The following is a 10,661-nucleotide window of genomic DNA, read 5'->3' on the forward strand; positions in this document are numbered from 1 at the left end:
CTCCCCCCCCCCCCCGCCTCGGTCAGCAGCATCAGCGCGAGCAGGCCGGCCACCTCGGCGTTGTCCGGCAGCAGCGTGTGGACCGCCCTGGTGAGGCGGATCGCCTCCCGGGAGAGCTCGACGCGCCGCAGCTCGGCGCCGGTGCTGCTGGCGTAGCCCTCGTTGAAGATCAGGTAGAGAACGTGCAGCACCGCGTCGAGGCGAGCCGGCCACTCGGCGCTGTCCGGCATCCGGAACGGCGCCCCGGAGTCCTTGATCCGATGCTTGGCCCTGCTGATCCGCTGGCCCATGGTGGCCTCGGGGACGAGGAACGCCGCGGCGATCTCGCCCGTGGTCAGCCCGCCGACCGAGCGGAGCGTGAGCGCGATCGCCGAGGCCGGCGACAGTACAGGGTGGCAGCACAGGAACAGCAGCGTGAGGGTGTCGTCGTGCGCGCCCTCGTCCCCGGCGTCGGCTCCGGGTGCGGACCGCCGGTCGGCCGGGACCTGACCGGCCACCAGCTCCTCGCGCCTGCGGCGAGCCTGCTCGCTGCGGACCTGCTCGGTCATCCGGCGGCCGGCGACCTGGATCAGCCAGCCGCGCGGATTGCGCGGCACGCCCTCGGACGGCCACTGCCTCGAGGCGTCCAACAGGGCGTCCTGCACGGCGTCCTCGGCGGCGGCGAAGTCCCCGTAGCGGCGGGTGAGCACGCCGACGACCTGCGGCGCGAGCGTGCGCAGCAGGTCGTCGACGGTGGGTTCGAGAGTCGTCACAGAGGCATGTTCACAGCTCGGTGGGCGGGGCCGCCATGACCTCGCGAACCTCGATCGGCATGTCGAGCGGCCGTCCGCCCGGACCCGGGGCGGCGGAGACGGCGGCGGCGATCTCGATCGCCCGCTGCTCGGTGTCGCAGTCGACGATCCACCAGCCGGCCACCCACTCCTTGGACTCCGGGAAAGGGCCCTCGGTGACGACCGGCGCGCCACCGCTGTGGGAGCGCACGATGCGGGCCGTCTCCGGCATGGCCAGGCCCTGGGCGTCGACCAGTTCGCCGGCGGCGGCGAGGCCGGCGTTGGTCTGCTGCATGAACCCGATGTGCGCCTGGATCTCCTCGGGCTTCCACTCGTCGAGCTTGGGGAAGTCGACGTTCTTCTCGCTGAACTGCATCAGCAGCATGTACTTCATGGTTCTGCTCCTCGATGGTCGTGTCCGCCGCGGCGGGGGCCTTCACAGGTAGGTAGAAGCACGCTCGGCGTTTTCGACATCCTCGGCAGGATTCCGGGAAAAATCTTGCCGGCCGCCGGGGGACGGGCCCCGCAGCAGCCCCGTCACCAACCTGTCCGGACAGCACACCTAGGGCGTCACGGACAGGAGCATCTTGCGCGTCTCCTCCGCGCGTGGCGAGCCCAGCGCGGTGTAGAGGGACAGGGCCTGGTGCAGGTGGTCGACGGCGTCCGCCCGCTCCCCCTTGCCGTTGCGGACGAGCGCCGCGCCGATGTGCGCGCGGGCCTGCTCCTCCTGTTCGCCGATTCCGCAGGCCACTGCCAGCGCCGACGCGTGGGCCTCCAGGGCCTCGTCGTGCCGCCCGGCGCCGTGCAGAGCCTCGCCGAGGCCGTTGAGGGCGCCCGCCTCTCCGTAGGGTTCCCCGGTCCGCCGGAAGTGGCCGAGGGCCTGCCGTTGGTGCTCGGCGGCCTCCGCGTACTCGCCCTGGTGGCACAGCGCGTCCCCGAGGTTGGACAGGGCGTGGGCCTCTCCGCCCGTGTGCCCGAGCCGCCGGAAGAGAGCGAGCGCCTGTTCGAAGCGTCCGGCCGCGGCCGCGTGGTCGCCGAGTCGCGCCAGCACGATCCCGAGGTTGCCGAGGGCGCTGGCCTCCCCGAACGTGTGACCCGTCTGCCGGTACAGCGCCAGAGCCTGCTGATACCGCTCGATGGACGCCTGGTAGTCCTCGAGCAGCTCCTGGACGATGCCGAGGTTGTTCAGCACATCGGCCTCGCCGTGGACGTCACCGACCGTGCGGAACAGCTCGACCGCCTGCTCGTGGTGGTCGGCCGCGTCCTGGTACCGGCCCTGCAACTCGTGCAGTACGCCCACGTTGGTCAGATGGCGCGCCTCCCCGGCCCGATATCCGGCCCGACGGCTCAGCGTCAGTGCGTCGGCGTGGTGCCGGTGGGCGCTCTCGTAGTCTCCGAGCCGCCGGTGGACCGCGCCGACGCACACCAGGACGTCGACCTCGCCGGCGACGTCTCCCACCGCGCGGGCCGCCCGCAGGGCATGCGTGTGCACGGTCAGCGCGTCGGCGAAATGCCCCGAACGCTCGTAGTGGCGGTGGAGCGTGGTGGCCATCCGCACGGTGTGCCGGGAAGGCCCGGGCTCCTCGGTCCTGGAGCACAGGGCCACCAGGGTGTGCTGCGCGGCACGCAGCCAGGCCCGGCACTCGTCGGCCGTGCGCAGCGGCGGCAGAGCGGCGCCGGACGCCTCGACGACGGGCCGCAGGTGCCGTTCGGCGGGATACAGCACGTCCATGGCCGCCGCCGACGCCGCCAGGCAGTGGTCGAGGAGACGGGTGAGGGCGGCGTCGCGCTCCGCCGTCGCCTCATGCCGGCTCGTGAGGTCCGCGGCGTAGGCGCGCAGCAGGTCGTGCATGCCGTGACGGCCGGGACCGCTGCGGTGCACCAGGTGCGCACGGGACAGGACGTCCAGGGACCGCCGCGTCCGCTCCACGGTCTCGCCGGACAGGGCGGCGGCCGAGTGGGCGTCCACGTCGGGCCCCGGGTGCAGGCCCAGCAGTCTGAACAGACGGGCCTCAGGCTCGGGAAGACGGTCGTAGGACCACGAGAACACGGCTCGCACGGCCGCCCGGGGATCTCCGTCGCCGGAGTCCAGCACGTCCAGGCGCCGGCGGTGATCCCGTAGTTCCGCCACCAGACGGGTCAGGGGTTCCCCGGGACGTGACAACACCAGTTCGGCCGCCACGCGCAGGGCCAGGGGCAGTGATCCGCACTGCTGCGCCAGGGCGGTCGCGGCGGCGTGGTCGGTGTCGACGCGCGCTCCGATCAGGGCGCGCAGCAGGGTGTGCGCCTCGTCCGGGGCGAGGACGTCGAGGACCACGCGGTGCGCCCCGTGGACCGACACCAGGGACGACAGGGAATCCCGGCTGGTGACGACCACTGTGCACGTGGGGCTCCCGGGCAGCAACGAGCGCACCTGCGCGGCGGAGGCGGCGTTGTCCAGGAGGACGAGCAGACGCCGTCCGTCGACCGCGGTGCGGTAGCGTGCCGCCCGGTCGTCGAGCCTCAGGGGTATGTCCTGGCCGGGCACGCCCAGGGCGGTGAGGAACCCGGCGAGGGCCTGGGCGGCCGAGACCGGCTCGTCGGGGTCGTAGCCTCGGAGATCCACGTAGAGCTGTCCGTCGGGGAAGGCCTGACGGACCTGGTGCGCCCAGCGCACGACCAGCGCGGTCTTGCCGACGCCCGCGGTGCCGGACACCGCGGAGACGACCACGGCCGCTGCGGACCCTCCCGCGTCCGGAGCGTCCTTGCCGAGCAGGCACCGCGAGAGCTCGGCCAGTTGCTCCTCCCGGCCACTGAAGTGACTTATCGACATCGGCAGTTGTGCGGGTACGGGGACGGAGGGCCCGCCGGCGCCGTGGACGGGCGCGCTGACGGCGTGAGGGGCGGATCCCGTGCCCGGCGGCTCCGCCCGTCCGGCGTCGCGCAGTGCGTCCTCGTACACCGCCTGCAGTTCGGGGCCCGGAGCCACACCCAGCTCCGAGCGGAGCTGCCGGCGGATCACGGTGTACGTGTGCACCGCCTCGGCGGCTCTGCCCGCGGCGGCCAGGCTGCGGATCACCGCGGCGGCGAGCGGCTCGCAGAGCGGGTGATCCGCCAGCAACGGCTGCAGAACAGCGGGTACTTCCTCGGGCTTCTCCTGGCGCACCAGGGTCCGGGCCCAGGCGAGCGCCGCCTCCACGCGTTCCTGGGTCCAGGCGTCCCGCGTGCGCTCCGCCCACGCGCCGGGCAGCCCCGCCAAGGGCACTCCGCGCCACAGCCGCAGCGCCTCCTCGAGAACCTGTGCACGGCGGGTGTCGGGCAGGCGCGGCTCGCGTCCCTGCGCGACGAGCGAGCGGAACCGGAGCAGGTCAACGGCGTGCTCGTCCGCCTCCAGAACGTAACCGCCGGCAGTCCGGCGGATGTGGAGCGGCGCACCGGGCGGCTCGGCCCCGGCGCCGCCTGCCACGGGTTCCGCGCTGTCGAGGAGTCGCCGCAGACGGCTGATGTGCGAGTAGAGGACCGAACGGGCCCCGTCGGGCGCGGCGGTGTCCCAGACCCGGTCCACCAATGTGTTCACGGACACGGGCCGGCCGGCGTCGGCTGCCAGCGCCGCGAGGACCGCCCGCCGACGCGGCTGCCCGACGTCGACCACACTCCCCGCGATGCGCAGTTCAAGGGGTCCGAGCAGGTGCAGGTTCATCGTGCCTCACGCGGAAAAGTGGTGGGACGGCCCATCGGCGGCGGGGACGTCGCCGCCGGGCGGGAGCCGCGACTCCACACAGCTCTCCGTCATTCGCTCCGGGGCCGTCGCAGGAAGGCCGTCACAGGGTTTTCGCAAGGTTCACCGTAGATCCTCATCTCACGTGCCGTCAGGCGGATCGCAGCAAGCGGCGGCGCCCGCCGAGAATGACGGGCCCGGCTCGCGCACGGCGCCCGTCAGGGGTCCGTCCTCGGGCGCCGGAGGACGGACCGGAACCTGAGTCTGGCCGGAACGCAACCATCGTCGGCCGAAACTCGTCCCTCTTCCAGAGTCGATCAGGCTCATGGAGATCTCGAACGCACAAGACGGGGGACGCAGCATGCATCTGACGCCGAGGAAGAGCCGCCGCAGACCGGGCTCGGTCCGAGCGGTCCTGATGGGCGTGTGCGCCGCAGCGGCGCTGGGCCTCACAGGCTGCTCCGGTGGCGGCGGCACTGCGGATGCCGGCAGCGACCCGACACCGGGTGCGACGACGGCGGGCGGCACGGCGGACAAGGCGGGCAAGGCGGCGGCGAGCGCGGACACCTCGGCCGGGAAGCCCGCCGCGACGGGCCCCGCGGGCGCGGGCGGCGGCGTCAAGCCCCCTACCGTCGTCCCGGCCGCCTCCAAGCCCCCGGTCTCCCCCGCGACCAGCTCATCGGGCGGCGGCGACGGCGGCGACGACTGCGACCACAAGATGCCCATCTCCCCCAATGAGGTCGCGGTCTACCGCTACACGCCGGAAGGGGGTTCCCTGAGCCTGATCGTCAGACACGGCAACTGGGGGTGCGGCACGCCCGACTCCGACGGAGCGCCCTTCGAAACGGTGGGCAAGGAGACCTACATCCCGATGGACCAGGCCGCGGACATCACCGTGACCAACCCCGTCGTCGAGAGCACCGAGAATCAGCCCATCGGCGTCCAGGAGTTCCTCGACTGGCTCGAGGCCCACCCGGACTCCGGACTGGTCTTCACCTACCACCTCGGCGGCGACGGGGCCATCGACCGCCTCGACGAGGTCTTCACCCCGTAGCGAAGATCAGTCATCGCGCAACCGGCGCTCCGGCTCATGCGTCGCACCTGACATGGAACGTGCATGGCTCTTCTGCCTCATCCCGCTCGTGCTCGGAGCTGCTTTTCTCGGCATCGGCGTGTACGGACTCCGGCGTGCCGACGCACTCCGGCGCACAGGACTCACCGCTCAGGGACGGATCGTCCGCCATGAGGTCGGTCGAGGCGACGAAGGAGCCACCTACTACCACCCGGTCGCGGCCTGGACGACCCACGACGGCCAGGAGTGCGAGTACTCGTCCAGGTTCGGACGCGGCTCGCTCGCGGGCGCCTTCGGCGTGGGCGCCCGCGTGGTGGTGCGGTACGACGCCGACAACCCTCGCCGGTTCGCGATCCAGGGCTGGGACGTGACGACGGTCGACCGGGTCTTCGCCGTCGTGGGATCCCTGCTCGTGGCCGGCACGTCGCTCGCGCTGCTCGTTCGGCTGCTCACGCTCTGACCGTTTCGGCCCGCAGGATCTGTCCGGCCGCCTCTCGTTCCGACGTGCCGGTCGGACACGAGGAGGGGTCCTGCGGCGCTCGCTCACCGTGCGGTTCCCTCCGGCGAGGCGTGCGCGCGGTGGCTCCGGGCGGATCAGAACTCGTCGTGCCAGTTCGTCGGCGTGACCGTGCCGGTGGCCCAGTCCCGGCGCAGTATCGCGTACCCGACCGCGTCGTACCGGCGCCCACCGGCTCCGGGCCAGGCGTCGCGATAGTGGGCTTCCTTGACGTATCCGCCCTTGCGGAAGGTTCTCCGCATGGCCGCGTTGTCCTGCCGGGTGGTCCCCTCCATCCGTTCCGTGTCGGGGAACTCGGTGAACACGTACCGGGTGAGCCAGGCGAGAGCCAGGGGACCCAAGCCCCTGCCGCGGTGACGCGATGCGATCCTGAGGTCGAACAGAGGAGTGCCGTCGCCGAGGTCCATGAGCCTGATCAGGCCGGCGGCTTCGCCGTGCACGATGATCCAGAAGGTTCGGGTCTCCTCGCCGTCGAACACGCCGTCGGCGGCCCACTCGCGGACTTCGTCCAGGCTGACGGCGGCCGAGACATGGAACGGCCAGGTGTCTCCCGCCAGGAAGTGCGCCAGCGAGTCGACCTCGGAGACGACGAACCGCCGGTACTCGATCTCCGTCACCGGCTCAGTAGTAACCCTTGCCGCCGTCGAGCAGCTCGCGCACGATGTCCAGGTGGCCGGCGTGCCGACCGGTCTCCTCGATCATGTGCATGAGCATCCAGCGCAGGGTCGCGGCTCCGGCCCGGAACTCCTTCTGGCGCCCGGCGTCGTCGAGGTGACGGCTCGCGATGATCTCGTCCGAGACGGCACACTGCTCGGCGTATTCGCTCAGCAACTGCTCCAGCGGCACACCCTCGACGCGCATGTCCGCGTCCTCGACCGACTCGTCGAACTGAGGGCCGGTGGCCGGACGCCCCATGAGCATGACCTCGAACCAGCAGTGCTCGACCCACCGCATGTGGGAGACCAGGCCCGCGACCGTCATCAGCGGCGATGTCGGGATCACGACCCGGTGGGCGCTCTCGGCCGAAAGGCCCTCGCACTTCCAGTGGATGATCGCCCGCTGCATGTCCAGCCAGGCGATCAGTTGAGTCCGCTCATCGGCATCGTAGGCGGGACGCGTACGGGAAGGGAGCACCATGGCGTCGACAGTAGCGACAACCGCCGCACCGTGCTCGTCATTTCGTCGCGGGTCCGGCACTCGCCGCGACGCCCTGGGTGACGTCCAGGTCGGTGTCGAGAAGGTGGTGGTCCGAGTACGACGAGGGTTGCACGTGGTGTTCCAGCGCGGTGACGCCTCGCAGGAAGACGTAGTCGAACTTGCTGTGCCAGTCGGTGGTCGTCCCGCAGCCGTCCGCGGGCGAGGGGTGGCACCGGGGGTCGGTGTCCACGGCCAGTGCCCACATCGGGGCCAGTTCGGGAGCGTCCGGCACGGCGTTGAAGTCACCGAGGACGATCGCCCGGTCGTACCGCGCCACCTCCGCGGCAAGCACGCCGACCTGGTCCGCCCGGACCGATTCCTGACGACGTTCGGCGAGGTGGGTGTTGAAGACCCGGACGAGTCGGCCGCCCACCGAGGTGGTGACCGCCATGTACCCACGGTCCTCGGATCCGCCGTCGGGGTATTCCACAGAGACCCGGTCGGTCATCGGCGCCGCCGAGAGCAGCGCCTGGCCGTAACCGTCCGGGCTCCACGGCACTCCCCCGCAGCGGCCCCAGTCCTGGAGAACCGTCCCGTACGCGACGTGGTAGACGAGCCCGTAACGCCTCTCCAGCTCGTTGCGAATCCTCGCGACGTCCCGCGCGCACGCTTCCTGGAGGCCGATGACCTGGGGCGCGTACGCGGCGATCTCCGCAGCCCGGTCGGTGTTGCTCTGCTCGCAGGGGTTGCAGAGGTTCCACGTCATGACCCGATGGGGTACGACCTCCCGGACAGCGTTGGCGGGCAGTGACCCGCCGACGAGGGCGTCACTCGCCACACTGGGGCCGACGAGCACCGCGCAGGCCACGGTCATGGCGCCCGCGAGCCATCGCATGCCCCGTCCGGACACCCTCGCCTCCTCGATCTCGATCGTCCTTCAACTGACCTCTGCACGCCCGAGGTTACGTGACGGACCTGTGAGCCACCCGCCTCCGGCCCCGCACCGGATCTGAGGTCGTGCCCGCGCAGCCCCGCCTGCGCGCCGCCTTCAGCGCGGCACCGCCCAGTCCGGCGTCCAGGTCCCGGCGCTGTCGTGGCCGGTCGCCGCGGCGGCGAGGTGCGCGCGCAGGGTGGTCAGCGCCGGGTGCGGGTTGTCGCGGTGCCACAGGAGTGAGTGCGGGTAGACGGGTGTCGGGTCGGTCACCGGGATGCGGCGCAGGCCGTGGCCGGCGGGCCAGATGAGGCGGGTGTGCTCGCCCATGAAGGTGGCGAGGGCCGGGGTGTCGGCGATGGTGTCGAGGAGTGCGTCGGAGCCGAAGTTGGGACCGGTCGCCTCGATGGTGAGACCGAACTCTGCGACGAGGTCGTCGTAGTAGGCGGCCCACTCGGTGCCGGGGGCGATGCCCGGCATCCAGATGCGGTGCCCGGTGAGCTGGGCGACGGTGACCGATCTGGCCCCCGCGAGGGCGTGCGCGGGACCGGTGAGGAGCTGGAGCGGCTCGTCGAGCACCCGGACGCTCTCGATGTCGTCGGGCAGGGGCCGGCCGGGCACGGCGACCGCGCGGAAGGACGCGTCGATGGTGCCGGCCCGGATGGCGGCGACCGCTGTCTCGACGTCGAAGAGCATCATCACGTCGAGCTCGATGTCGGGGTGTGCACGGTGGAAGCCGCGCATCAGGCCCGACTGTGCGCTGCGGGAGGCGAGCACGTCGACGCGCAGCGGACGGCGGCCGGTGCACACGGACGCGACCGCACGCTCGGCGACGCGCAGCAGCTCGCGCGCATGAGGCAGGAACGCCTGTCCGTCGATGGTGAGCCCGGCGCCCCGCGGGGTGCGGGTGAACAGTCGCACCCCGAGATCGCGCTCCAGTGCGGCGATGCGTTTGGAGACGGCCTGCTGGGTGATCGCGAGTTCGGCGGCGGCCTCCTGGAACTGCCCCGCGTCGGCGGCGGCGACAAAGGTGCGCACAGTGTCGAGATCCATGGCCGAAACCCTACATACACAACTGTTGGTTGTGTCCGATGACTCTATGGTTGTTTGCTTCACAGGTGGGACGCCCGCTTTGATGCTTCCGATCGCGGATCGGTTGTGCGGGACGAGTAAACAAGGGGCGGGGGCGTACATGCGGAGCCGGTACCGGCTGGGGCGGCGGTTCGGGTGGCTCTGGGGAGCGTATGGGACCAGCGCCCTCGGCACCTGGCTCGCCTTCGGCGCGTTCCCGCTGATCGCCGTCCAGGTGCTGCACGCCGGTCCGGCCGAGGTCGCCGCGCTCTCCTCCGTGGGAGCCGCGGTGGGCGCGGTCGTGGCGGTGCCGCTCGGCCCGTGGGTGGAGTTCCGCCGAAAGCGGCCGGTGCTGATCGGCATGGACCTGGTGCGGTGCGCGGCGCTGCTGACGATCCCGGCCGCGTTCGCGCTCGGCGTGCTCACCTTCCTCCAGCTCCTGCTGGTCTCCTTCGTCGTCGCGGCGGCCGACATCTCCTTCCGCGCCGCGTCCGGCGCCTATCTGAAGGCCCTGCTGCCGGCCGAGCACCTGCTCGTCGCCAACGCCCGGTTCGAGTCCACGGCCTGGACGACGACGATCGTCGGACCACCGCTGGGCGGCGTGGCGATCGGACTCCTCGGCCCGGTGGCAACGGTGCTGGCGGACGCGGTCAGCTACCTGCTCTCGGCCCTGGGCATCCGCGCGGCGGGCGGACACGAACCGTCGCCCGAGCGCCGGGCGGACACGCGCATGCGGGCCGGGGACCTGCTCGACGGCTGGCGGTACATCCTCGCCGACACCACCCTGCGACCGCTGTTCTTCAACACCGCCCTCTTCAACGCTTTGGTGATGGCCGCCCAGCCGCTGCTGGCCGTCCTGATGCTCGGCCCGCTCGGGTTCGCCCCCTGGCAGTACGGCCTCGCCTTCGCCGCGCCCTCGATCGGCGGGCTGCTCGGTTCGCGGCTCGCCCGGCCGCTCGTCACCCGCTTCGGCGGGCACCGGGTGCTGGTCGCGTCCGGGGCGGCGCGCGCGCTGTGGCCGGTCGGCCTGGCCTTCCTGGGGCCGGGCGCCGGTGGGCTGCTGCTGGTCATCGGCGTCGAATTCGGGCTCATCTTCTGCTGCGGGGTCTTCAACCCCGTCTACGCCACCTGCCGGCTCGAGCGCACCGCGACCGACCGGGTCACCCGTACGCTGTCCGCCTGGGCGGTGACGACGAAGGCCTCCACCGCTCTCCTGACGGCCCTGTGGGGCGTGCTCGGCGCTCTTCTCGGGCCGCGAACGGCCATCGGACTCGCGGGCGTGCTCCTGCTGGCGACCCCGCTGCTGCTCCCCCGGCGCGCCGGCGTGCTGCCGTCCGAGCCCCGGACCGAGCCGGCGCAGAGCGGTGGTTGACCCGGCGCCCCAGCCGGCCTGCCTGCCCGCCGGGCCACCGACCCCGACCCCGGGCCCGTGGTGTGCCGGTGACCGTTCGCGGCTTCCTGTGCCG

9 protein-coding genes and 1 pseudogene are annotated in these 10,661 nt (G+C 72.1%); 3 read left to right on the forward strand and 7 right to left on the reverse strand.

Annotated features, from left to right (window positions below):
- The 3 genes and pseudogenes from ACN6LD_RS40625 to ACN6LD_RS40635 form a co-directional block, all read right to left on the reverse strand.
- Positions 1–752 (reverse strand): annotated as a pseudogene (locus tag ACN6LD_RS40625) (RNA polymerase sigma factor); the annotation flags it as partial.
- A gap of 10 nt (positions 753–762) precedes the next feature.
- Complete coding sequence (locus ACN6LD_RS40630; protein WP_319187815.1) at positions 763–1,164, reverse strand: YciI family protein; 402 nt, start codon at positions 1,162–1,164, stop codon at positions 763–765.
- Between the two features lie 168 nt (positions 1,165–1,332).
- Positions 1,333–4,449 carry an AfsR/SARP family transcriptional regulator gene (locus ACN6LD_RS40635; RefSeq protein ID WP_445045782.1) on the reverse strand — a complete coding sequence of 1,039 codons (3,117 nt, stop codon included), beginning with the start codon at positions 4,447–4,449 and terminating at the stop codon, positions 1,333–1,335.
- 379 nt (positions 4,450–4,828) lie between these two features.
- On the opposite strand from ACN6LD_RS40635, the gene ACN6LD_RS40640 reads away from it, so the two are divergent.
- Entirely contained in the window at positions 4,829–5,521 is a 693-nt protein-coding gene (locus ACN6LD_RS40640) for a hypothetical protein (protein WP_445045783.1), read from the forward strand.
- A 52-nt stretch (positions 5,522–5,573) separates the two neighbouring features.
- Entirely contained in the window at positions 5,574–5,999 is a 426-nt protein-coding gene (locus ACN6LD_RS40645) for a DUF3592 domain-containing protein (protein WP_319187819.1), read from the forward strand.
- A gap of 134 nt (positions 6,000–6,133) precedes the next feature.
- Here ACN6LD_RS40645 and ACN6LD_RS40650 read toward each other — a convergent pair whose 3' ends face one another.
- The 4 genes from ACN6LD_RS40650 to ACN6LD_RS40665 form a co-directional block, all read right to left on the reverse strand.
- On the reverse strand, positions 6,134–6,673 hold the full coding sequence (locus tag ACN6LD_RS40650) for a GNAT family N-acetyltransferase (protein WP_319187821.1): 540 nt from the start codon (positions 6,671–6,673) through the stop codon (positions 6,134–6,136).
- A 4-nt stretch (positions 6,674–6,677) separates the two neighbouring features.
- Entirely contained in the window at positions 6,678–7,190 is a 513-nt protein-coding gene (locus ACN6LD_RS40655; protein WP_415924828.1) for a DinB family protein, read from the reverse strand.
- Between the two features lie 40 nt (positions 7,191–7,230).
- Positions 7,231–8,088 (reverse strand): endonuclease/exonuclease/phosphatase family protein, encoded by an 858-nt coding sequence (locus ACN6LD_RS40660; RefSeq protein WP_445045786.1) that lies wholly within the window; start codon positions 8,086–8,088, stop codon positions 7,231–7,233.
- Between the two features lie 153 nt (positions 8,089–8,241).
- Positions 8,242–9,177, reverse strand: a complete 936-nt coding sequence (locus ACN6LD_RS40665; protein ID WP_445045784.1) for a LysR family transcriptional regulator — start codon at positions 9,175–9,177, stop codon at positions 8,242–8,244.
- A 139-nt stretch (positions 9,178–9,316) separates the two neighbouring features.
- Between ACN6LD_RS40665 and ACN6LD_RS40670 the strand changes: the two genes are divergently transcribed.
- On the forward strand, positions 9,317–10,567 hold the full coding sequence (locus ACN6LD_RS40670; RefSeq protein WP_445045785.1) for an MFS transporter: 1,251 nt from the start codon (positions 9,317–9,319) through the stop codon (positions 10,565–10,567).
- The last annotated feature ends 94 nt before the right edge of the window (positions 10,568–10,661 follow it).

The sequence above is a fragment of the Streptomyces sp. SAS_272 genome (assembly GCF_052543235.1).